General features: G+C 32.0%; 24 protein-coding genes. 8 read left to right on the top strand and 16 right to left on the bottom strand.

Annotation, left to right across the window (positions count from 1 at the left end; genetic code table 11):
* Positions 1–289 precede the first annotated feature (289 nt).
* From cccB to LQ694_RS07880, 8 genes are all read right to left on the bottom strand, one after another.
* Positions 290–610 carry a cytochrome c551 gene (gene cccB, locus LQ694_RS07915; RefSeq protein WP_049319735.1) on the bottom strand — a complete coding sequence of 107 codons (321 nt, stop codon included), beginning with the start codon at positions 608–610 and terminating at the stop codon, positions 290–292.
* A 143-nt stretch (positions 611–753) separates the two neighbouring features.
* A protein-coding gene (gene prfB, locus LQ694_RS07910; RefSeq protein ID WP_101494410.1) for a peptide chain release factor 2 occupies positions 754–1,864 on the bottom strand; the annotation gives its coding sequence in 2 pieces (ribosomal slippage) (positions 754–1,791 and positions 1,793–1,864; 1,110 coding nt in all).
* Between the two features lie 12 nt (positions 1,865–1,876).
* Positions 1,877–4,408 carry a preprotein translocase subunit SecA gene (secA, locus tag LQ694_RS07905; RefSeq protein ID WP_096791111.1) on the bottom strand — a complete coding sequence of 844 codons (2,532 nt, stop codon included), beginning with the start codon at positions 4,406–4,408 and terminating at the stop codon, positions 1,877–1,879.
* 166 nt (positions 4,409–4,574) lie between these two features.
* Positions 4,575–5,147 carry a ribosome hibernation-promoting factor, HPF/YfiA family gene (gene hpf / locus LQ694_RS07900; protein ID WP_025904523.1) on the bottom strand — a complete coding sequence of 191 codons (573 nt, stop codon included), beginning with the start codon at positions 5,145–5,147 and terminating at the stop codon, positions 4,575–4,577.
* 48 nt (positions 5,148–5,195) lie between these two features.
* A complete protein-coding gene (locus tag LQ694_RS07895; RefSeq protein WP_058612024.1) occupies positions 5,196–5,879 on the bottom strand; it encodes a ComF family protein in 684 nt (227 codons plus the stop codon).
* Positions 5,876–7,162: a DEAD/DEAH box helicase family protein gene (locus tag LQ694_RS07890; protein WP_065380997.1), complete on the bottom strand. Its 1,287-nt coding sequence runs from the start codon at positions 7,160–7,162 to the stop codon at positions 5,876–5,878. Before LQ694_RS07890 ends, LQ694_RS07895 begins: the two co-directional genes overlap by 4 nt.
* A gap of 55 nt (positions 7,163–7,217) precedes the next feature.
* Positions 7,218–8,084: a fatty acid kinase binding subunit FakB1 gene (gene fakB1, locus LQ694_RS07885; RefSeq protein ID WP_048539922.1), complete on the bottom strand. Its 867-nt coding sequence runs from the start codon at positions 8,082–8,084 to the stop codon at positions 7,218–7,220.
* Between the two features lie 73 nt (positions 8,085–8,157).
* Positions 8,158–8,673 (bottom strand): hypothetical protein, encoded by a 516-nt coding sequence (locus tag LQ694_RS07880; protein ID WP_196968051.1) that lies wholly within the window; start codon positions 8,671–8,673, stop codon positions 8,158–8,160.
* 80 nt (positions 8,674–8,753) lie between these two features.
* Between LQ694_RS07880 and LQ694_RS07875 the strand changes: the two genes are divergently transcribed.
* Positions 8,754–9,401 (top strand): YigZ family protein, encoded by a 648-nt coding sequence (locus tag LQ694_RS07875; protein ID WP_135015595.1) that lies wholly within the window; start codon positions 8,754–8,756, stop codon positions 9,399–9,401.
* Between the two features lie 6 nt (positions 9,402–9,407).
* Here LQ694_RS07875 and LQ694_RS07870 read toward each other — a convergent pair whose 3' ends face one another.
* Positions 9,408–10,463 carry a glycosyltransferase family 4 protein gene (locus LQ694_RS07870; RefSeq protein ID WP_025905431.1) on the bottom strand — a complete coding sequence of 352 codons (1,056 nt, stop codon included), beginning with the start codon at positions 10,461–10,463 and terminating at the stop codon, positions 9,408–9,410.
* A gap of 261 nt (positions 10,464–10,724) precedes the next feature.
* Here LQ694_RS07870 and gdpS point away from each other — a divergent pair, with 261 nt between their 5' ends.
* The 4 genes from gdpS to pepT all read left to right on the top strand — a co-directional run bounded on the left by gdpS (position 10,725) and on the right by pepT (position 14,402).
* A complete protein-coding gene (gene gdpS, locus LQ694_RS07865; RefSeq protein ID WP_048539925.1) occupies positions 10,725–11,795 on the top strand; it encodes a GGDEF domain-containing protein GdpS in 1,071 nt (356 codons plus the stop codon).
* 98 nt (positions 11,796–11,893) lie between these two features.
* The gene (locus tag LQ694_RS07860) at positions 11,894–12,661 is read left to right on the top strand and encodes a threonine/serine exporter family protein (protein WP_037588735.1); all 768 of its coding nucleotides are present in this window, start codon (positions 11,894–11,896) and stop codon (positions 12,659–12,661) included.
* Between the two features lie 13 nt (positions 12,662–12,674).
* Positions 12,675–13,139 (top strand): threonine/serine exporter family protein, encoded by a 465-nt coding sequence (locus LQ694_RS07855; RefSeq protein ID WP_048539926.1) that lies wholly within the window; start codon positions 12,675–12,677, stop codon positions 13,137–13,139.
* A 36-nt stretch (positions 13,140–13,175) separates the two neighbouring features.
* Positions 13,176–14,402: a peptidase T gene (gene pepT, locus LQ694_RS07850; RefSeq protein ID WP_196968049.1), complete on the top strand. Its 1,227-nt coding sequence runs from the start codon at positions 13,176–13,178 to the stop codon at positions 14,400–14,402.
* Positions 14,403–14,451: 49 nt separating this feature from the next.
* Here pepT and LQ694_RS07845 read toward each other — a convergent pair whose 3' ends face one another.
* Both LQ694_RS07845 and ytxJ read right to left on the bottom strand, forming a co-directional pair.
* On the bottom strand, positions 14,452–15,573 hold the full coding sequence (locus LQ694_RS07845; protein ID WP_196968048.1) for a glycerate kinase: 1,122 nt from the start codon (positions 15,571–15,573) through the stop codon (positions 14,452–14,454).
* 101 nt (positions 15,574–15,674) lie between these two features.
* On the bottom strand, positions 15,675–15,995 hold the full coding sequence (ytxJ, locus tag LQ694_RS07840; protein ID WP_025905425.1) for a bacillithiol system redox-active protein YtxJ: 321 nt from the start codon (positions 15,993–15,995) through the stop codon (positions 15,675–15,677).
* 176 nt (positions 15,996–16,171) lie between these two features.
* Here ytxJ and LQ694_RS07835 point away from each other — a divergent pair, with 176 nt between their 5' ends.
* Positions 16,172–16,405, top strand: a complete 234-nt coding sequence (locus LQ694_RS07835) for a hypothetical protein (protein ID WP_048539929.1) — start codon at positions 16,172–16,174, stop codon at positions 16,403–16,405.
* 43 nt (positions 16,406–16,448) lie between these two features.
* On the opposite strand, the gene LQ694_RS07830 is transcribed toward LQ694_RS07835, so the two are convergent.
* Positions 16,449–17,336 carry an EMYY motif lipoprotein gene (locus LQ694_RS07830; protein ID WP_048539930.1) on the bottom strand — a complete coding sequence of 296 codons (888 nt, stop codon included), beginning with the start codon at positions 17,334–17,336 and terminating at the stop codon, positions 16,449–16,451.
* Positions 17,337–17,432: 96 nt separating this feature from the next.
* On the opposite strand from LQ694_RS07830, the gene LQ694_RS07825 reads away from it, so the two are divergent.
* A complete protein-coding gene (locus tag LQ694_RS07825) occupies positions 17,433–17,954 on the top strand; it encodes a GrpB family protein (RefSeq protein WP_058591620.1) in 522 nt (173 codons plus the stop codon).
* A 69-nt stretch (positions 17,955–18,023) separates the two neighbouring features.
* Positions 18,024–18,941 carry a UDP-N-acetylmuramate dehydrogenase gene (gene murB / locus LQ694_RS07820; protein WP_058612029.1) on the top strand — a complete coding sequence of 306 codons (918 nt, stop codon included), beginning with the start codon at positions 18,024–18,026 and terminating at the stop codon, positions 18,939–18,941.
* 44 nt (positions 18,942–18,985) lie between these two features.
* On the opposite strand, the gene LQ694_RS07815 is transcribed toward murB, so the two are convergent.
* The 4 genes from LQ694_RS07815 to LQ694_RS07800 form a co-directional block, all read right to left on the bottom strand.
* A complete protein-coding gene (locus LQ694_RS07815; protein ID WP_058612030.1) occupies positions 18,986–20,023 on the bottom strand; it encodes a ferrated catecholamine ABC transporter substrate-binding lipoprotein SstD in 1,038 nt (345 codons plus the stop codon).
* A gap of 102 nt (positions 20,024–20,125) precedes the next feature.
* Positions 20,126–20,926, bottom strand: a complete 801-nt coding sequence (locus tag LQ694_RS07810) for an iron ABC transporter ATP-binding protein (RefSeq protein ID WP_058591622.1) — start codon at positions 20,924–20,926, stop codon at positions 20,126–20,128.
* Complete coding sequence (locus LQ694_RS07805; RefSeq protein ID WP_065380990.1) at positions 20,923–21,888, bottom strand: iron chelate uptake ABC transporter family permease subunit; 966 nt, start codon at positions 21,886–21,888, stop codon at positions 20,923–20,925. Before LQ694_RS07805 ends, LQ694_RS07810 begins: the two co-directional genes overlap by 4 nt.
* Positions 21,878–22,849 carry an ABC transporter permease gene (locus LQ694_RS07800; protein ID WP_025905417.1) on the bottom strand — a complete coding sequence of 324 codons (972 nt, stop codon included), beginning with the start codon at positions 22,847–22,849 and terminating at the stop codon, positions 21,878–21,880. Before LQ694_RS07800 ends, LQ694_RS07805 begins: the two co-directional genes overlap by 11 nt.
* Positions 22,850–22,869: the final 20 nt, after the last annotated feature.

Genomic DNA, 22,869 nt, shown 5'->3' with positions numbered 1-22,869 from the left:
ACGTTTATATTTTTAATTTATATGATGTTCCTCAATTAATACTGGAAATAATATAGCACAATATCTTTCTCAATATTGTATTGTTACAAATCTGTAATATAAACGTTAACATTCTATAATTTTATAGATAAAAATGTTACTAAAGACTGTCATGTAGACATTTAAAAAGACGATGTTAATTATTTATACACAATTAACATCGTCTTTTTTATTTATCAATATTCAATTAAAATACTTATGTTTTAATAAAGTAAAATTTCCAATTTGTATGCAAAATGAATATAAATGATTATTTTTGTTTAGCTAACCATTTAGCAACTTCTTTTGCATCTTTTTCATCTACAACTTTGCTTGGCATATTCCCCTTACCTTCGTTGATAATTTTTTCAATATCAGACTCAGACATTTTGGCACCGACTTTTTTAAGTGATGGTCCAGATGCACCATCTAAATCTTTACCATGACATCCTACGCAAGAATTGTTTTTAAAGATTTTTTCCCCTTGTGAACTGTATTCTTCTTTGCTGCTATCATCGCTTGATTGTCCACATCCTGCAAATACTAACGATGATAATGCTATTACAGAAATCATGCCCATTTTGATTTTCATGTATAACACTCCATTCATTTTATTATCAACTATATTTTACCATGTAAACCAGCGTCTGACATCATTTTGTTCAATAATTCACAATTTTAATTATCATAAAAGAAGCTAGAATATTTAAAATCATCCTAGCTTCTTGCTTTAAATTATTTTTCATTAATTTGGCTTCTTAAATATGCATCGATAAATGGATCTAAGTCACCATCCATAACTGCATTTGTATTACCTGTTTCTTCATTAGTTCTATGATCTTTAACCATAGCATATGGATGAAATACGTATGAACGTATTTGACTACCCCATCCAATTTCTTTTTGTTCGCCTCTAATTTCATCTAAAGCTGCTGCTTGTTCTTCAAGTTCTTTTTGGTAGAGTTTCGCTTTTAACATTTTCATAGCTTGTTCTCTATTTTTAATTTGTGATCTTTCATTTTGACATGTTACGACGATACCAGTTGGTTGGTGTGTAATACGAACAGCTGAATCAGTCGTGTTGACGTGCTGTCCACCTGCACCAGATGCTCTATAAGTATCGACTGTAATGTCTTCAGAATTAACTTCTATTTCTATTTTTTCATTATTAAATTCAGGTGTTACATCACAAGATACGAATGATGTATGACGTCTTCCTGAAGAATCGAATGGCGAAATACGCACTAATCTATGAACACCTTTTTCAGCTTTTAAATATCCATATGCATTATGACCTTTGATAAGAATTGTGACACTTTTAATGCCCGCTTCATCTCCAGCTTGATAATCTAACGTTTCTACTTTGAATCCTTTTTGTTCTGCGAAACGTTGATACATTCTAAGTAGCATTGAACCCCAATCTTGAGATTCTGTACCACCTGCACCTGGATGCAATTCTAATATAGCGTTATTTTCATCATGTTCACCATTAAGTAGCAGTTTCAATTCAAATTGATCGATGTCTATTTGTAACGCTTTTAAATCTTGCTCAAGCATTTCATGCATATCTTCATCATATTCTTCTTGTAACAATTCAACAGTTGTAAGTAAATCTTCAATCTGTTGATTTAATGTATGAAAATCACCGACTACAGACTTTAATGCATTGTTTTTGTTAATGATGTCTTGTGCTTTATTCTGATCGTCCCAGAATGACGGATCAACCATCATTTCTTCGTATTCTTGAATGTTCGTCTCTTTATTTTCTAAGTCAAAGAGACCCCCTGATATTCATTAATTTTTCATTATTTTTATTTAATGTTTGTCTAATTTCCGTTAATTCCATAAAATTACTCCTTTATGCTTGACCATGACAGTTTTTATATTTCTTACCACTACCACATGGACATGGATCATTTCGGCCAACTTGTTCATCTTTTACGATTGGTTTTGGTTTAACTTTTTCTTTACCATCGTTTGCACTCACATGTTTAGCTTCACCTATTTCAACTTGTTCACGTTCAACTTGTTCGCCACGATCAATTGTTGATTTAAGAATGTATTTACTTACTTCATCTTCTATTTCATTCAACATTGTTTCAAATAAATCCAAACCTTCATTTTGGTACTCTCTAAGTGGATTGATTTGACCATAAGATCTTAAGTGGATACCTGTACGTAATTGATCCATTGTATCAATGTGATCAGTCCATTTACGGTCTATTGTTCTTAACACAATCATACGTTCAAATTCAGACATTTGATCACCAAAGTCTTCTTGTTGAGCATTGTATTGTGTTTTAATTTTTTCTAATACAATTTCTACGATATCTTCATAATCTCTACCACGAATATCATCAACTTTAATTGCACCTTGTGGTAAATATGAATCTTCAATATATTGAACAAGCGCTTCAAAATCAATTTCTTCTTCATTTGTTGCGAAGTGATAGTTCACGCCACGCTCTAATGATGATTTAATCATGTCTTTAACAATGTCTTGTACATCATCTTTTTCGATAATATCATTACGTTCACCGTAAATGATTTCACGTTGTTTTCTAAGTACATCATCGTATTCTAATAAACGTTTACGTGCATCGAAGTTATTACCTTCAACACGTTTTTGAGCAGATTCTACTGCTCTAGAAACCATTTTAGATTCAATTGGTGTATCATCATTCATACCTAATTTACCCATTAAAGATTGCATACGTTCTGATCCGAAACGAACCATCAACTCATCTTGTAATGATAAGTAGAATCTACTTCGACCAACGTCACCTTGACGACCTGAACGTCCTCTTAATTGGTCATCGATACGTCTTGATTCGTGACGTTCTGTACCAATAACAGCTAAACCACCAAGTTCAACAACGCCTTCACCAAGCTTGATATCCGTACCACGACCGGCCATGTTTGTTGCAATGGTTACTGCACCTTTTTGACCTGCATTTAAAATAATTTCTGCTTCACGTTCGTGGTTTTTCGCATTCAATACGTTATGTCTAACGCCTTTTTTCTTTAATAGTTGTGAAATATATTCACTTGTTTCAACGGCAACTGTACCTAATAATACTGGTTGACCTTTCTTGTAGAGCTCGATTACATCTTTAACAACTGCATCAAACTTACCTTTTTGAGATGCAAAAATTAAGTCCGCTTCATCTTTACGTTGTATCGGTCTATTTGTTGGAATTTGTGTAACAGTCATATTGTAAATATTTCTGAACTCTTCTTCTTCCGTCTTAGCCGTACCAGTCATACCTGATAATTTGTTATACATTCTAAAGAAGTTTTGGAACGTAATAGATGCCATTGTTTTAGATTCATTTTGGATCTCGAGTCCTTCTTTTGCTTCAATTGCTTGATGCAAGCCGTCAGAGAATCTTCTACCTGGCATTGTACGACCTGTAAATTGGTCGACAATCATAATTTCTCCATCTTCAACAACGTAATCTTTATCTTTAAACATCGTTCTATTTGCTTTTAATGCAATATTAATATGATGCATTAAATTAACATGTTTCACGTCAAACAGGTTATCAATTTTGAACATACGTTCAGCTTTATCAATACCTTGTTCTGTTAAAGTGATGGCTTTAGTTTTTTCATCATAACTAAAGTCATCTTCACCTTTAAGCATTTTTACAAATACGTTGGCTTGTGTATATAAAGTAGTTGATTTTTCTGCTTCACCAGAAATGATAAGTGGTGTTCTCGCTTCGTCAATTAAAATTGAGTCAACCTCATCAATGATGGCAAAATTAAGAGGTCTCATAACACGGTCTTTTTTATACGTAACCATGTTGTCTCTTAAATAATCAAATCCAAGTTCATTGTTTGTACTATACGTGATGTCCGATGCATATGCTTCACGTTTTTGATCCGTATCCATTGAATTCAAATTAAGTCCAACTGATAAACCTAAGAAATTATATAATTGCGCCATTTCTTCACTTTGTGAACTTGATAGATATTCATTGACTGTAACAACATGAACGCCTCTATCTGTTAACGCATTTAAATAAACTGGCATTGTTGCTGTTAATGTTTTACCTTCACCAGTTTTCATTTCTGAAATATCACCACGATGAATGGCAATACCACCCATTATTTGTACTTTAAATGGTGTCATATTAAATACCCTAGTAGATGCTTCTCTTACGATTGCATATGCTTCAGGTAAAATTTTGTCTAAATATTTTTCTTGCTTTTTATAATCTTCTATTTCTGACAATTCTTTTTTGAATTGTTCTGTTTTCTCTCTTAATTGATCATCTGTTAATTTAGCAATTTCATCTTCTAAATTGATGACTTGGTCTGCTAATTTTCCGAGTGATTTAACAACTCGTTTGTTACCATCAGCTATTTTTGATAAAAAACCCATTTTGTTCTCTCCTTCAACTAGAAAACTAGTAATCTTACAACAATATATCATAACACGTTTATATCTCTTTTTACACTATTTAAGATTACCACCTCTGTACATGAAAAGCTATCAATAGCCAAAGAAACTGGTGCAGAAATTCTGCACCAGTTCGTGTGAATGATTTTTATTGTATTGAAGTTTCAATTAATCCATATTTACCATCTTTACGTTTATAAACGATGCTAGTTTCGTCTGTTTCTGCATCGGTAAAGATGTAAAAATCATGTCCTAGTAAGTTCATTTGTAATACTGCTTCTTCAGAATCCATTGGTTTCAAAGCAAATTGCTTAGAACGAATGATTTCAATTTCATTATCGCTATCATTCTCTTCAACTTCTTCAGGAGCAGCTGAATCTGCACTTACTGCAAAGACATCTTTATCTCGCCCTTTATCGCGATACTTTCTATTAACCTTAGTTTTGTACTTACGTACTTGTCTTTCGAGTTTGTTAGTTATTAAGTCGATTCCAGCATATAAATCTTCATGTCTTTCTTCAGCTCTTAAAGTAACATCTTTCAACGGAATAGTTACTTCAATTTTACTTCTAGAATCCTGATAAGTTTTGATTTTAACGTGGGCTATCGCCTCTGGGACATTAGTAAAATATCTTTCTAGTTTACTTACTTTGTCCTCAATATAATTTCTTATCGGATCAGTCACTGTGATGTTTTCCCCATGAATTTCAAATCTGATCATAAAACACCGACTCCTTTAACGCTCAATTTCTCTTGTGTTTCTTCCTACTTATATTTTATCATTATTTACCGCTCTTGCAAATGTTAAGGCATCTATTTTTCTGATTTTTCTAATAAATAAAAGTTCCGCTAATCGATGCATTGTTAACCCTGTTGTATAAATATCATCTACGAGTAATATTCTCTTATTTTCAAAGTCTATATCTTTATTTATTTTAAATGGATTATGCTGAGATGACCTTTCAATTTTAGTTAATTCTGATTGTTTTTTCCTTTCTTCAGTTTCAAAAACTTGTATATATTTAATTTTATGATTATCCAACACTGTTGTTACATGATCGAATGTACGCTGCTCTAACTTATTAGGATGAATGGGTGCGGGAATAACGTAATCATATCGCTTAAATAATTTAAGTGGTAATTGAAATACTTGATTGAGCGCAACATCTCCATTTAACTTATATTGTTGTATAAGCGCTTTGACAAGACCATCATAGTCATAAAGCGTATAAAGTTGATTAATCAATGGATACTTATTTGAAAGCCACTGGCAATCTAGACAAGTTTCCTCTTCTTCAGACATTATTTTTAAGCATTTTTTGCATCGTCTTGTTTGATGATTAAATGTTAATTGATTTGCACATTGCTCACATATTATAGATTGCTTTGAAAATAGATTTAACAAATCGATTACTTCATTTATATTATTTTGACAAATTAAACATTTATTCAAATTAACCATCCTTTCTCGCGTGCTAAATCATTCATTTCTATAATTTCACGTTTCGCTTGTATCATATTTCGTGTGATACCTTCGTGATAACACAATACCTTGCCAGTCGGACAAGATAATTTTCGACCAACACGTCCTGCAATTTGAATGATGGCACTACTTGTAAACTTCTCTGTATGCACGATGACGACATCTAATTTTTCTAACGTAACGCCTCTTTCTAATATTGTCGTCGTAAACATAATGTCTATTTCATCATTTCTTAAACGCGTCACCTTTTCATGCCTCATCACATCATGACTAGATACATATTCAATTTTTGAAAAGTAACATTGAAACACTTTAAATATTTGTTCCATATAATGAATATTATGAAAGAAGACAAATGTTTTTCTATTTTGTTCTATTTGGGATTTAAGAAACGTAAGTAACTTCTGATTGAGTTTATTTTCTTTAATGATATTAAATTGAAATTCTGGAACTGGTAATGGGTGTTTATGATATCTTGCGGGGAGTTTAATTATTTGATTCTGATTAAAGATAGAAAGAAGTTGTTTGTTAGGTGTTGCAGTTAAATAAATATGACTAGATTTTTCTGAAGAAGCTTTTCGAATAGTATGCATCAGTTGATTATCCATTTCTAACGGAAATGCATCTACTTCGTCAACGATGACCACATTAAAATGTCCATCATAGCGCATAAGTTGATGAACTGTCGATACGACAAATGAACTATTAAACTGCGCGAACTGACCTTCATACATTAAATCAATTTGCTCCTCTTTAAATGCGTTTATCAGTCTTAAGTAAACTTCTTTCACGACATCTACTCTTGGTGAAACAACTGCAACATTCATACCCGATTTTCGAGCTTTTGATATACCTTCAAATATCATTTCTGTCTTCCCTGCTCCTGTCACAGCATGGAGTAATAAATGTTCTTGCTTTAAAATAGCGTCTTTAATTTTAGAGGATGCAAGTTGTTGCTGTTCACTCAATTCAAAATCCAACTGATAATGACATTCTGATGCTTCATGCAAGTTCTCAATGAAATAAATGTCTTTACAACTTTGAACTTTACCAAGTGCAATACAATATCTACAATAGGTTGTTTCTTGCTCGCAATGGTGGCAAAAATACTGATAAAACAATGATTGATCTTTGTTACCACACTGATTACAAATATATTTACCTTGAATAAAAGACACGCCAGGTTTACTGTCTTTAACTTTTTCAGTCGTTACTTCATTTAAATCTCGGCATATTCGTCCGTATAATTTCATTCTAACCTCCATAAAAAAAGCACAAAAAGCCGAAGCTTTTTGTGCTGTAGTTATATTATATACTTAAATCTAATTCGGTCGTTGTGAATCCTAAACCTAATGAACCTTCTCCTAAATGCGTTCCGATTACTGGTCCAAAATAACTCATAATAATTTGTGCATCAGGGAATTGTTCTTCAACTTGCGCTTTCCAGGAAAGTGCAGTTTCTTTATCGTTTCCTTCAATAATAACAATAGATAAGTTTTTAGAACCTTCAACTTCTTGAGCTAATTGTTCTTCAATACGTTTCATTGCTCTTTTCTTTGTTCTCACTTTATCGTAAGGGACAATTTTCGTATCAACGAAGTGTAGTAATGGTTTCACTTGTAACATCGTGCCGACTAATGCTTGTGCACTATTTAAGCGACCACCTTTTTTCAAGTTATTTAAATCATCTACTATAAAATATGCATTTGTATTTTGTTTCATATTCTCTAATTGTTCTAGAATGTTATCAATAACTGTCATACCTTGTTCAATAAGTTGAGCTGCTTTTAAAGCATAGAAACCTTGTACTGAACAAGAGATTTCAGAATCAAATGCATGAACGTTTATACCTTCTACCATATCGTTTAACGTCACAGCTGTTTGATATGTACCACTTATACCACTTGATAAGTGAACTGCAATCACATCTGTATATCCTTCGTCTTTCAAACTCTCAAGTAATTCCACATATTGACCCATAGCTGGTTGAGATGTCGTCGGTAATTGTTTTTCATTTCTCATTCTTTTATAGAAATCTTCTGTACTTATCTCTGACAATTCTTTATAAACTTCATCATCAAATATAACATTTAAGGCAATTGTTCTAATGTTATATTTATCTATATATGCTTGATCTAAATATGCTGTTGAATCTGTTATAACAGCAATCTTCATAAAGTTATCCTCCTTGATTCTCTTCCATACTCATCATATCTAATTCTTGGTTATTTGAAAAGAAGTTTATGAACTAAATTGCTGCCTGTGCCATTTTAGAAAATTTATATGTGCCGTCCTTTTTAACAAGCGTCACAACTTCGTTAAAAGTCTTTTTCTCATCTTTACTACCATTCTTAGGGTGAGCTGTCGTTTCTACATTATAGAATACAACAACTTGATCTTTTTTCTGTTCTAAAAACTTAATATTGGATATTTTTTTATCGAATTTATAACTTTCAAGTGTATCTTTTAACACTTTTTCCTCTTCTTTAACGTCTAGTTGTTTTGAATCTGTGTCGATTGTTTTAATGTAAGCTTCTACATCACCATCATTTAAAGACTTTCTATTTTTTTCAATAGCTTCTTTGACTGCTTTTTCAGTATCTTTATTTACTTGAATCGTATCTTTTGGATTTCCTTTTTCATCTAATAGCACACCTTGACTATCATCCGCTTTGTCCGTCGTTTGCTTTTCTTCATCTTTTGATCCACAAGCTGCTAACACGATAGACAACACTAAGCACAACATCAATAATTTATTCTTCAATTCATACAATCCTTTCCCGACTAATTTCAATAGTATATAATAATCGTAACAGATTACGATGTAAAGGGAGAAGTATTAACATGGCAGAAGGACTAATTACAATCAAATCAGCACATGAAACTGAAATTGTCATTAATAAATCGAGATTTATCGCGAGCATTCATCCTGCAGAAACTGAAGAAGAAGCGAAATCATTCATACAACAAAAGAAAAAAGAACATCATGATGCAACACATAATTGCTCTAGCTATGTTATCGGTCCTACAATGCTTATCCAAAAAGCAAATGATGATGGTGAACCATCAGGAACAGCAGGCGTGCCTATGTTAGAAGTATTAAAAAAACAACAACTCCATAATGTTGTTGTTGTCGTTACAAGATACTTTGGTGGTATTAAATTAGGTGCAGGTGGATTAATACGCGCATATGGAAGTGCAGTCAGCCAAGTTATTAAAGAAGTCGGCAGAATCATTTTATTAGATGCAATACCGTTCGAAGTAACATTAGATTATGATCAAACAGGACGTTTCGAGCACGAATTGCAACAAACTGATTATCAACTTGTAGATACTGCATATACAGACAAAGTAACATACACAATACATGTGATAGCATCAGAAGAAGAACCATTTATAGATTTCTTAAACGAAGTCAACCAAGGTAAGTACGAATTAAACAGACAAGATATCATCGCACTACCATTTCCATATAATAAAGAAGAACGCTAATCGACATTAGCGTTCTTTTTTATACTTTGTTCTTGTTAATAAATTTAATATTGGTCTGTAATTTGCATTCACGAGTCCTGTAAATTCTACGATTAATTCTATTGTTATTAATATCATAATAAACATCATTAATACGCCGTATGGTGGTGATAAATAAAGGATGACACTTGATATGCTGAATAATATGGCAATCATATATATTAATATAACAGTTTGCCTATGTGTATAACCTAAATCTAATAATCTATGGTGTAAATGCGATTTATCTGCTTGAACGATAGATTGACGATTATGTAGTCTACGTATTACTGCGAACAACATATCGATAAATGGTACTGCTAGTATAACCATTGGGAAGAATAGCGATATTAACGTAATGTTCTTAAAGCCTAATAGTGATAACACACCTATAATATAACCTAATAGTAATGCACCACTGTCACCTAAGAAAATTTTAGCAGGATGTGAGTTAAATACTAAGAACCCTAATAACGATCCTATTAACACACTACAAATCATCATGATAAAGATATTCTGCTGTAATATTGCGATAAATCCTATTGTTACTAAAGCGATACATGATATGCCTGAAGCTAATCCATCTAAACCATCTATTAAGTTGATTGCATTCATTACTGCAACAACCCAGAAGATTGTCATTGGAATACTAAAGATTCCAAACTCTATTACAACACCAAATGGTAATGTAATAAAATCTAATGTGACGTGGTTAAAAACGACGATTAAAGATACAGCAATTTGACCTGCTAATTTAACAAGTGGTTTCATATCATATAAATCATCCACTAAACCTATAATATAGATGACAATCGCACCTAATATAATAGGAATTGTTTCATGTTCTACTGGTTTTCCCCACCATAAACCGATGAGAAAAGATATTAAAATGACTGAGCCACCTAATACTGATACGGGTTTAGTATGAACTTTTCTAACGTTTGGCATATCAACTGCACCAATTTTAATAGAAAGAACGATAACTAAAGGTGTTAGTATTAAACTTACAATCATGGTTAGTAATATTAGTTGTAAAGTAAACATTGAGTCACCTTCATTTTGTAATTGCACCGAATTTGATTAAAACATTACTTCTAGAATATCAAAATTTCATTCTACATGCTATAAAAACAATAGTATACCACATTTTTGAAATCAAAGATTTTTGTGTTTAAACTAGCTTTATAAGCAAACATGTGAAAAAAGAAACTTTTTTAACAAAATAACCTGTTATACCGTGACAAAAGCAATCTAATAGATTACAATATCATATGGCTTACTAAATGAAGGATGGTGTTAAATTAAATGATTCAAGCAATTATATTCAATATATCTGTAACTATTGCAGCATTTTATCTATACCATCGAATACAATATAGCGAAACGAGAACTGTGACTTTTTCACAAAATTATATCACCATCTTAATGACAGGTGTTTCAATATTATTAATATCTAATCCTATACAGTATCATGACTATGCATTCTCTTTAAGTTTTATACCTATTCTCTTCTTAGGAAGATTTACTAATTTATTTTATTCTGTTTTAAGTGCCGTAGTTATTGTACTATTTGACATTTTTGTAATGGGTACACCATTTTTAGATGATATCCATTTACTGATTATTGCAATTGTTGTTGGGATGATAGGTCCTTTTCTTAAACAAAGTGATTTCGTGAGTATTCAATTATTGTATTTAATCAGCATTATGATTATTGCGATAACGCTTATCTTTTTAAATCCTGATTCATGGCTCAACGAATGGTTGTTTCTTGTGCCAGTTTCCTTTATCCTAAGTATTATTAGTGCAAGTGTTTATAGAGACATTTGGATCTTGAAAAATTTAATTTCAAGATATGAAAATGAAGAATCCGTTGATTACTTAACAGGTTTAGGAAATGTTAAAGAATTCGATCGTTATTTAAATAAGACGACTGAACAAATAACTGAACAAGACCAATCTATGGCATTATTATTGATTGATATTGATGGATTTAAAGACGTAAATGATGCGTATTCTCATAAGGCTGGAGACGCGGTCTTAAAACAAATGTCGCAATTGTTAATCAACTATTTACCTAAAGATGTTAAAGCTTTTCGTAACGGCGGAGAAGAATTTTCAATTATTCTTGTTGGCGAAACATTAGATAGTGCTATTAAATTAGCGGAAAGTATTAGAGATAGCGTTCAACAATCTACTTTCCATTTACCTAACAAAGAAACAATTAAGCTATCTGTTTCAATTGGTGTAGGCTATTTAAGTGAACAAGATAACAAATCTAAACGTCGCGTATTTAAAGATGCGGATGATATGTTACATGAAGCCAAATTACAAGGTCAAAACAAAGTAATGTTCAATCCAATTATTAAGTTATAAACTGAACATAGAATTGCCTCTAGCAATTCTATGTTTTTTGTTGAATCGTTTTTAATTTGATTATTTACATAAAATTCAATACGAAACTGGAGGTTACTATGGAAGAGATACAAGACTTCACGATTATAGATGAAAATAAAATCATTGATGTTGTCATGACTGCCGGTCGCATACTTTTAGAAAGTGGCGCTGAAACATATCGAGTTGAAGATACAATGGCAAGAATCGCTACAAGTTATGGCTTAGAAAATACACATAGCTTTGTAACATCTACTGCGATTATATTCTCGCTTAATGACAGAACAAATACACGTCTGATTAGAATAGATGAACGTACAACAGATTTAGAGAAAATTTCTTTAACGAATCAAATATCACGTAAGATAGCTAACAATGAACTAACGATAGATGAAGCTAAATCAGAGCTAATCCATTTACATCATGCTTCATTACAATTTCCATTTTGGTTAAAAGTATTAGCTGCAGCGATAGCATCAGCCTGTTTTTTACCAATGTTTGGTGGTAAACAAGCTGAAGTCATCCCTTCATTCATTGCGGGTGGTGTAGGATATTTAACGATGTCCCTTGTCCATAACACGATTAGAATTAAATTCTTCACAGAGTTTATAAGTTCATTAATCATTGCTACAATCGCAACGATTAGTGTGAATTTCTTTATAGGCGTTAATTTAAGCTTAATTACAATCGCTTCTGTTATGCCACTTGTACCAGGTGTCTTGATTACAAATGCAATCAGAGACTTAATGGCAGGACAGTTGCTTGCAGGTATATCTAAAGGTGTAGAAGCGGCACTTACGGCATTTGCTATTGGTGCTGGTGTTGCTATCGTATTATTACTTAGTTAAGGAGGTGCTTTAAATGTTAGATTATATATATCAAATTTTGTTAAGTTTTACCGCAACGTTATTTTTCTCTGTCATTTTTAATGCACCTAAGAGACTATTAATAGCATGTGGTATTGTTGGTGCGATGGGCTGGATGATTTATACCATTTCGTTAGACTTTGGCATCGATAAAGTACAAGCATCATTCTATGGTAGCTTTGCATTAGCGTTAATGAGTCATATTATGAGTCGCTATTATAAGCGTCCAATGATTATCTTTATAGTTGCCGGTATTATACCTCTCGTCCCTGGTGGATTAGCATATGATGCAACTAAAAACTTAGTTATCAACAATTATGATGTTGCAATTAATACAACACTACAAGCGACACTCATTTCTGGTGCAATCGCGTTTGGTATTTTATGTTCTGAAATCATTTTCCAAATCTATGTCAGAACAAAGCATTCTTTTGCTTCTAAGAAACAAAAAAGCGTATAATAAATAACGTAAATAGATGTAAAGGGAGCGAGCAATTTGAAACAACGTCTAATTGATCGATTAACAAGATATGTAAAAGTAGATACACAAGCTGATGCAGCAAGTGAAAGTACACCATCTACTGAAAAGCAATGGGATTTAATCCATATGCTTGAAGAAGAAATTAAAGCATTAAATCTTGAAGTTGACGTAGACGATAAAGGGTATTTAATGGCCACTTTACCGTCAAATACAGATAAGGATGTACCTACTATAGGGTTATTGGCACATATTGATACGTCTCCAGATTACCATGCATCAAATGTTAATCCTGTTATTGTAGAACAATATAACGGAGAAAATATCACATTAGGTAATACAGACAAAGTATTAAGCACGAAGACTTTCCCACAACTTGAAAAAGTAATTGGTCATACATTAATGACAACAGACGGTACAACTTTACTAGGTGCTGATGATAAAGCCGGTGTCGTTGAGATTATGGAAGCGATTATTTACTTATTAGAACATCCTGAAATTAAACACGGCAAGATTAGATTCAGCTTTACCCCAGATGAAGAAATTGGTAGAGGACCACATCATTTCGATGTTGAACGATTTAACGCTGATTTTGCTTATACTTTAGATGGTAGCCTAGAAGGCGAATTACAATACGAAAGCTTTAATGCCGCTTCTGCAGTCGTTGAAGTTAATGGCGTAAACGTACATCCAGGTTCCGCGAAGGATGTAATGGTTAATGCTAATACTTTAGCAATGGCATTTAATGATCAATTGCCTAGTGATGAAGTACCTGAACATACTGAAGGCTATGAGGGCTTCTATCATTTATCTGACATGTCAGGTACTGTAGAGAAAGCAACGCTACAATATATTATTCGTGATCATGATAAAGCACAATTCGAACGTAGAAAAAATCATTTATTAGATATCGAAAAAGTATTAAATCATAAATATGATCAAGAACTGATAACTGTAACAATCAAAGATCAGTATTACAATATGGGTGAAAAAATCAAACCACAACCTGAACTTGTGAACATACCTGAAAAAGTTATTAAATCATTAGGTATGACACCTATTATTGAACCTATTAGAGGTGGTACAGACGGTTCACAACTCTCATTCATGGGATTACCAACACCTAATTTATTTACAGGTGGCGCAAACTTCCACGGACCGTATGAGTATGCTTCCATAGATGTTATGGAAAAAGCTGTATATACGATAGTAGGTATCGTATCAGAATTTGAACAACAGTCGTAAAACAACATATAAGAGCCTGAGACAAATGCAGTGTCTCAGGCTCTTATTTTTATATATTAGCTTTTAATAATCTTAGCGATTGTGTTGTTAAATGTCTTAAAGCTATACCTAATTCTAAATCACTCATTGAATATTGATCTTTATTAAATACTTTATACATAGCTGTTACATCTTGTTCCAAGTATTGATCAAACTTTTCCTCTGTTGCGCATATCGCAATATTGACTTTTTGATATTTGTTACAAAGTTCAGCAATTCTTACAGACGTCGTCTCCAGCAATTGTTGATTAGGTTTCAAACCTTCACCGAATACGATTAAGTCAGCTTGTTCAATCAACTTATCTAAATAAGTAAGCTCATTTACAACATCCCCACCTGTAACAAGTTGTGCGTCCCATAGACAATTAAACAAGGCAGCTAAGCCACTTCCTGAGCCACCACGTTCTTCTTTACCTAATAAGATTCTATGTTGGCTTTTAAATAGTTCACTAATATACCATAAAGCATTATCAATTGATACAGCATCTTCAATAGCAATTTGATTGATTGCTTGCTCTTTCATGATACGACTACTCTTACCATAATACTTCGATTCAAAGTCTGTTATCACTTTGATATTTTTATCTTTTAACCTTTTATCTAAATCATATAAATCAATTGTTCTTATATATTTAATCTGTTTTGCACCTTGGCTAACATCTATAAAACTACCTTCAGCATCAAAGAATTTAGCACCTAATGCTTGTAACATACCAAGCCCACCATCGTAACTTGCGACATCACCGACTGAAATTAATATCTCATTACTGTCTTCATTCAACGCTTCTAAAATCACTTCTCCTAGTCCAAATGAAGACGTTTCAAGTGGTTTAATAATATCCTCACTTGAAGTTAAAACATTACCCGCTTCAATGACAATGATATCTTTCTCTGTTACAACATATGAAGACGACTTTGGTCTCATATATGCGTCATGATGATCCACTGAATATTTAGTGCCAGATTGCCATAATAATACTGAATCTATTACTTCTCTTTGACCATTAAATAATGGGACTTGTACTATATCTGCTTCTTTAAATTGAGACTTTATTGCTTCTTCGACAAATCGATTTGCATGGTAACTAGATAAAATACTATCAAACTCATCCATCGCAACTAATACTCTCATAATTTTCACCTCATGCTTTTTATCTTAATTCATTATACTGTTTTTTACTTCAATTAACAAAAAAACAAACAGTCCAATCAGACTGTTTGCATATGTTTCACTTACTCTTCTGCTTTCGATAAACTTGCGACTGTGATATTTTCATGATCTGCATCCCATTCAGCATTACCATTAACAAAGTAAAATGCTTGTGGTGATTCATGTTTGATTCCAGTTTTATCGGCTATATAATCAGACAATTCTCTTTCTTCTTGAACAATTAAGTAATAACCATCCATATCTCTTTCATATAAGAATTTGTTAAATTGATCATATGCACTTGCTGAAATAGGACAAGTACTGCTATGTTTCATAACAAATACGTTTGGATTATCATTGAGTACTTTTTCAAATTGATCGATGGAAGTTAATTTCACGACCATTTTAATTCACCTCTATCATAATTTAACCAATACAATTGAACACTATATCATTTATCCATTTATATGGCAAATTCTATTTTTAATAATTATCTTTATTATCTTTACCCACAATCTATAATATTAACCACAAGACAATTTTGGTATACTTGTTAATATATATTAAGGAGGTGCGAAATTTGTCAAAAAATACTTCACCCGTACTTATTAAAAGATGGGGTATGATTGATACGATCAATGCATGTTTACTTATTATTTCTGTCTTATTTTTATTTGATTTTAAAAACCAACCTGCATTATCGTATATTCTTGTAATAGCATTTTCTATATGGTTTATTTCACTTATAGGTAAAAATATATATTTATCAAAGCGCAACAAAGACAACCCTAAAGATACAATTGATAAGCAATAAAATAAAACACACCGATTACATAAAACAATGTATTTGGTGTGTTTTACTTATCTAATCTATCTATCGCTTTGTTGTACTTTTCATCTTTACCTAAGTAACTAAATTGAGAACTTACGCCATTTTGTACTTGGACTTTTTGAAGTTTATCTTCTATAAGAATACCTTTTTTACGTTCTTTATAGTAATTAATTAAAGTATAATACACTTCTATTTGAGCTTGTCTCATCTGATTAACACGTTTAGATGAAATATTCGTTTGATTCAGTGATTTAATATTTTTAGAAAATAATGGGATAATATCTTTCTCAATATAGTCCGCTCTATCTTGCACGTTTTGAGTATCATTTAAATATTTAGCTTTCGTACTTAATTCTTCACTATTCTTATCAATAACAGAAACAAGCGCATCATAATCTTCTTTATCATCAGGATTATTTTTAGCTAATTTAGCATTTTTCTCTGCATCAGATTTGTTCTGTTCAAATACATCTGTATAGTCTAATATTTTCTCATTAGATTGGATGGATTGTTTAAATAATGAAATGTACTCATTTAATTCTTCTAATGTTTTTTCTTTCTTTTCTATATTACTCATGTAAATATCATGAGCATCTTGAACCTCATTTGTGCTTACATTTATATTATGAGCTTGCTTACTAAGATCTTTAACTTCAGGTATAATTTGCTTTTCGATTTTATCTTGAAGTTCATTCAATTCTTTACGTTTTTCAACTGTTACTTCAGTACCAATAAGTTGATCTAACTGATTTAATCTTAATTTATCTATATCTTTAAGAATTGAATTCTCTTTTTTATAAATAGGTTTCATTTCCCTTTTATACTTTTGAAGATCTGAATGTAATTCGTTACCACAAGCTGCAATAATTAAAACAAGAACAAATATCATTAAATAAAATAATTTAATTTTCATCATTGCACCCCTGTTTCACTTGTATTATACATAATTTCATGGATAATGAAAATGTTATATAGTATATTCATGCATGGATTTTAGAAAGGAGCTATTATGCTTAAACTTCCACAACCCTTTATTCAATTACAATCATCAGATGATTTTAAACTAAATTTTGAAAGTATTCAACAATTATTAATACATTTGCTTGATACGCCAGTGATAGATGTATTCCATATCGGTGGTACAAAACAAACACAATATGTTACAGAACCTATCGTAGATGTACTTGTTACGGTAAAATCACTTCACGATATTACAAGCCTCGATGAAAAAAGACTCAATTATCACCGCATATATCGATTACATAATGGTTACAATAAAAAAGTCATGATGGCTCAATTCCAAGACATGATAAGCTTAAAACAAATAGCACGTTTACATATTGTTGAACAAAACAATCAAATGTTATATGATTATTTAACTGTAGAGTCACTTTTAACAAATGATACAGATGTCATACAAACATTTGAATCCTTTAAGAAAGCTGCTTTACTTGAAGCAAATAGTATAAAAGATTACGAAGCTCAAAAACAAAAATGGTTTCAACAACTTGTTCAAAAACATAAAAAATAACCCATTCGCTTAAGATGATAAATCTTGATATAATAATGTGAGAGCATAATACAGAAAGGACGTCGTGCGTTGGAGAATCATACAATTTTGGAGGAGCTTTCTAACTTTCTCCCAAAATCCCTTATAAAAGTAAATGAGCCACTTAAAAAATACACTTTCACAAAAACTGGTGGCAATGCAGATTTCTACTTATCACCTACTTCATATACAGAAGTACAAAAGATAATAGAATTTGCTTATAACAATCAAATTCCACTTACATTTTTGGGGAATGGTTCTAATATTATCATCCGTGATGGTGGTATAAGAGGAATTGTTATAAGCTTATTACAATTCGATCAAATAACGGTGAAAAATCAATCCATTACATGTGGAAGCGGTGCAGCAATTATTGATGTTTCGAGACGTGCTAGAGATCACCATTTAACTGGTTTAGAATTTGCCTGTGGTATACCTGGATCTGTCGGTGGCGCAGTATATATGAACGCTGGTGCATATGGCGGTGAAGTCAAAGATTGTATCGACCATATTAAAGCAGTAGATGATACTGGTCAGTTACATATCATTAAAGGTGAAGACTTAGAATTGGACTATCGCACAAGTATAGTTCAACGTAAACACCTAGTCGTACTAGAAGCAACTTTTAAATTACAAGATGGAGATATTACATCTATTCAAGCAACAATGGATGATCTTACACAACGTCGTGAAGATAAACAACCTTTAGAATACCCTTCATGCGGAAGCGTGTTCCAAAGACCACCAAATCACTTCGCAGGTAAACTTATTCAAGACGCTGAATTACAAGGGCATAGAATAGGTGGTGTAGAAGTTTCTACTAAACATGCTGGATTTATCGTTAATGTTGATAACGGAACAGCTACAGACTATGAGAACATCATTAAACACGTTCAAAAAGTCGTTAAAGAGAAATTTGATGTGGAACTCAAAAGAGAAGTTAGAATCATTGGAGAACCTTTAGAATAAGAGAAAAAGCATGGGACATCACGTCCCATGCTTTTCTTATATTATTATTCTAAACCTTTAATAACTTCGTCTACTTGTTTTTCAGTTGTTCTTACGCCACCTGAAGCTAAGTACCATAATTGTGCATCTACGTTAACAACTTTATTGTTCTTAACTGCATCTACATCTTTAATTACGTCATTTGATAATGCTTTCTTAGCAGTTGATTTACCACCGATTGCTTGACCTCTGTCCATAGCATAGATGATTCCAGGGTTTTTCTCATTGATATATTCATAACTTATTGGTTGTCCGTGACTGCTTGCTTTAATGTCTTTATCTACTGGTGTAACACCTAATACATCAAAGATTAAGCTACCAAATCTAGCACCTGGACCGTATGTAGATAATTCACCTTCGTTAACTAATAAGTACATTGCTTTGTCGTCTGATTTTTTAGCTTTATCTTTAGCAGATTTCACTTTTTTATCTAAATCAGCATTTAATTCTTTTGCTTTACTTTCTTTGTCGAAGATTTTACCTAAGTTAGTTGTGTTTTCTTCTACTGATTCTAAGTAATTGTTATCATCTGCACCAATATATAAACGTGCTGCATCTGGTGCTGCTTTTTTCAATTCATCTTGTACTTCAGTTCCAGCTGTACGACCAGAGAATAAGATTAGGTCTGGTTGAACTTCTGCTACTTTATCATAGTTTACTTCTTTAACTGAACCAGTGTTTACAATGTCGTCGCCTTTAAATGCATCTAAGAATTTTGGTAATGATGCGCCACCTTCACCTTTTGGTACACCTTTAACTGCATCTTTAGCACCTAAAGCTTCAATTGTATCTAAAGCACCGTAGTCTAATACAACAACTTTTTTAGGGTTAACAGGTACTTTAACTTTATCTTCTACAGTTTTTGAATCACTGCCATCTTTCTTTTCACCACGAATTTGATATTTCGATTGGATTTCTACTGTTTTAGACTCACTCTTAGTATCACCTTTTGATGATTTTTCTTTACTACTTGAATTACTTCCACATGCTACAAGTACAACTGATAATACTGCAATTAAAATAAAACTGAAAACTTTTTTCATTATCGATGTCTCTCCTTCAAATATTATGATAAATTATGCGTCCAAAACCCTATTGCCCAACAAACTACAAACATCACTCCTTTCAATGTAATATCAATTTTGCTATATAGCTAATGTTTTAATTTCTTCTTCTTCGATGTATTCATCATCAAAATAGACACAAATACGTTGACCATTAATTTCTTGAATTTTAATTTCTAAGTCATAAATGTCACGTAATACATCTTCACAAATAACATCGTTTTTAATACCAGCGATTTCAACTTTCCCCTCTTTGATCGCGATAATTCTATCTGAATAGCATGAAGCAAAATTAATATCATGTATAACGATTACGATTGTCTTGTTCATTTCTTTCACAAGTCTTCTTAAGATTTTCATAATCTGTACAGAATGTTTCATATCTAGATTGTTCAATGGTTCATCTAATAGAATGTATTCTGTATCTTGAGCTATCGTCATCGCGATATAAGCTCTTTGTCTTTGACCACCTGATAGCTCACTTAAATATTTATCTTGAATTTCAGTGAGTCCTAAATAATCTAGCGCTTTATCAATCATATCTTGATCTTCTTTTTTTAATTTACCTTTTGAATACGGAAATCTTCCGAAACTCACGAGTTGTCTTACTGAAATTTTAAGTTCTGTATGATTAGTTTGTTTTAAAATTGCTAGTTTCTTAGCAAGTTCATTGCTTTTCATTGAAGCGATATCTTGATCGTCTATCGTGATTTTACCGTTATCTTTATCAATTAAGCGGCTGACCATCGCTAAGACCGTACTTTTACCTGCCCCGTTTGGACCAATGAATGATGTGATTTTCCCTTTTTCAATTTCTATATCTACTTCATCAACAACTTTATGATGATGATAAGCTTTTGTTAATCCTTCGACTTTAATCATGCTACATTACGCTCCTTTAAAATTAAGAATATAAAGTAAATGCCACCTATAAAGTTAATCATGATGCTAATTTCTGTATTACCTTCAAACAAGTGCTCCACGACCCATTGACCTAAAAATAAGCTGATCCAACTGATAAGTATTGAAGCCGGTAATATGTATTTATGTTCGAATTCTTTGATGAATTCATGTGCTAAATTCACGACAAGTAGACCTAAAAATGTAATGGGTCCAACGAGTGCTGTTGAAATTGTGACAAGTAGTGCAACCATAACCATTAACCATCTCGTCACATTTGTATAATTAACACCAAGATTAATAGCTTGGTCTCTTCCTAAAGACAATACATCTAAGTAGTTCTTTATCTTAAAAGCAATGAATATCATAATTAATAAAACAACGCCTGATATTGTAAGTAAACCTTCATTTATTGCACCAAAGCTTGCGAACATTGCACTTTGTATAGATAAGAATTCTTCAGGATCTATCATCATTTCAATAAAACTAGATAAACTTGAGAAGAATGTTCCAAAAACAATACCTAGTAATAATATGAAGAAGACATTTTGATCTTTAGACCTAAACAATATTTGGAATAAGAATAAACTAAATAGAATCATACCAACCAATGTAATCAAAAAGTTAAGATGATTATTGAGTACGACAGTCGATGTTGAACCAAATAAAAATATTAAAGACGTTTTAATAAACATATAGACTGCATCTAAACCAATGATGGATGGTGTTAAAATTCTATTATTCGTGATTGTTTGGAAAATAACTGTTGAAACTGCAATACTGCCACCTACTAATAGCATTGCAATAACTTTTCTAACACGTCCGGTTAATTGATACGCCAATATATTAGGATTAATGTTATAAAGTAAATAAAGTGCTGCAATTAATAGCGTTAACACAGATAAAAGGATTAATTTATGTATAGGGGTTAATTTATTGAGCATTTCTTGAACGTCCTTTCATCAGCAATACTATAAATATGAAACTACCAATCACACCAATTGTTAAACCAATTGTAATTTCATAAGGGAATATAATTAATCGACCTATTACATCACAAATCATAACAAACAATGCACCAAATACAGCTGTATGCGGCAATGCATTTTTTAAATGATCTCCTCTGAATATTGAAACTAAGTTAGGAATAATTAAACCTAAGAATGGCATCATACCAACTGTTACAACAACAAGTGCCGTAATGATTGAGGCAATAATCAGTCCGATATTGACGACTTTTTGATAATTAAGTCCTAAATTCACACTAAAATCTTTACCCATACCAGCAATCGTAAATTGATTCGCAAATATAAATGCTAAAATCAATAACGGAATACTAATATAAAGAATTTCATATCTACCGCTTGTAATAATTGAGAAATTACCTTGCATAAAATTACCAATACTTTGTACAGCATTTGTACGTAATGCAACAAAAGATGAAAAACTTGACACTATGTTTCCGAGCATAATACCAACTAATGGTATAAAAATAACATCTTTAAATTGAATTCTACGGAGAATTTGCATGAATAGCATTGTTCCAAATAAACTTAATAATGTAGCAAATAATAATTTAAGTAGTATGTTGGCTTCTGGAAAAGCGATAAGAGAAATTAATATACCTAATCTGGCCCAATCCATTGTCCCTGCAGTTGTTGGAGAAACGAATTTATTTCTTGTAAGCTGTTGCATAATCAGTCCACAAATAGCTAACGAGCTACCTGAGATAATAATACTGACTGTTCTTGGAATTCTACTTGATACTAAAATGTTCTTCTGTTCGTCTGTTAAATTTAATATATGTAATGGTTTTACTTCTGAAACACCTATAAATATAGAGAAGAACGTTGCAATTACTAATAAAATAATCAAAACATCTAAACGCATTAAAAACTTTCCCATTTCACACCCTACTTCTTTTT

It is taken from the genome of Mammaliicoccus sp. P-M58 (assembly GCF_022386165.1).
GTDB lineage: Bacteria > Bacillota > Bacilli > Staphylococcales > Staphylococcaceae > Mammaliicoccus > Mammaliicoccus sciuri.
The sequence above is the reverse complement of the archived record's forward strand: the minus strand, read 5'-3'. Positions and strand labels throughout refer to the sequence as shown.

Excerpts from the sequence above, each read along its gene's own strand:
- cccB (WP_049319735.1), bottom strand. The coding sequence starts at position 610 with ATGAAAATCAAAATGGGCATGATTTCTGTAATAGCATTATCATCGTTA.
- secA (WP_096791111.1), bottom strand. The coding sequence starts at position 4,408 with ATGGGTTTTTTATCAAAAATAGCTGATGGTAACAAACGAGTTGTTAAA.
- hpf (WP_025904523.1), bottom strand. The coding sequence starts at position 5,147 with ATGATCAGATTTGAAATTCATGGGGAAAACATCACAGTGACTGATCCG.
- LQ694_RS07890 (WP_065380997.1), bottom strand. The coding sequence starts at position 7,162 with ATGAAATTATACGGACGAATATGCCGAGATTTAAATGAAGTAACGACT.
- fakB1 (WP_048539922.1), bottom strand. The coding sequence starts at position 8,084 with ATGAAGATTGCTGTTATAACAGATTCAACAGCATATTTAGATCAAGCA.
- LQ694_RS07875 (WP_135015595.1), top strand. The coding sequence starts at position 8,754 with ATGGCAGAAGGACTAATTACAATCAAATCAGCACATGAAACTGAAATT.
- LQ694_RS07870 (WP_025905431.1), bottom strand. The coding sequence starts at position 10,463 with ATGTTTACTTTACAACTAATATTACTAACCATGATTGTAAGTTTAATA.
- gdpS (WP_048539925.1), top strand. The coding sequence starts at position 10,725 with ATGATTCAAGCAATTATATTCAATATATCTGTAACTATTGCAGCATTT.
- LQ694_RS07860 (WP_037588735.1), top strand. The coding sequence starts at position 11,894 with ATGGAAGAGATACAAGACTTCACGATTATAGATGAAAATAAAATCATT.
- LQ694_RS07855 (WP_048539926.1), top strand. The coding sequence starts at position 12,675 with ATGTTAGATTATATATATCAAATTTTGTTAAGTTTTACCGCAACGTTA.
- LQ694_RS07845 (WP_196968048.1), bottom strand. The coding sequence starts at position 15,573 with ATGAGAGTATTAGTTGCGATGGATGAGTTTGATAGTATTTTATCTAGT.
- ytxJ (WP_025905425.1), bottom strand. The coding sequence starts at position 15,995 with ATGGTCGTGAAATTAACTTCCATCGATCAATTTGAAAAAGTACTCAAT.
- LQ694_RS07830 (WP_048539930.1), bottom strand. The coding sequence starts at position 17,336 with ATGAAAATTAAATTATTTTATTTAATGATATTTGTTCTTGTTTTAATT.
- LQ694_RS07825 (WP_058591620.1), top strand. The coding sequence starts at position 17,433 with ATGCTTAAACTTCCACAACCCTTTATTCAATTACAATCATCAGATGAT.
- LQ694_RS07815 (WP_058612030.1), bottom strand. The coding sequence starts at position 20,023 with ATGAAAAAAGTTTTCAGTTTTATTTTAATTGCAGTATTATCAGTTGTA.
- LQ694_RS07810 (WP_058591622.1), bottom strand. The coding sequence starts at position 20,926 with ATGATTAAAGTCGAAGGATTAACAAAAGCTTATCATCATCATAAAGTT.
- LQ694_RS07805 (WP_065380990.1), bottom strand. The coding sequence starts at position 21,888 with ATGCTCAATAAATTAACCCCTATACATAAATTAATCCTTTTATCTGTG.
- LQ694_RS07800 (WP_025905417.1), bottom strand. The coding sequence starts at position 22,849 with ATGGGAAAGTTTTTAATGCGTTTAGATGTTTTGATTATTTTATTAGTA.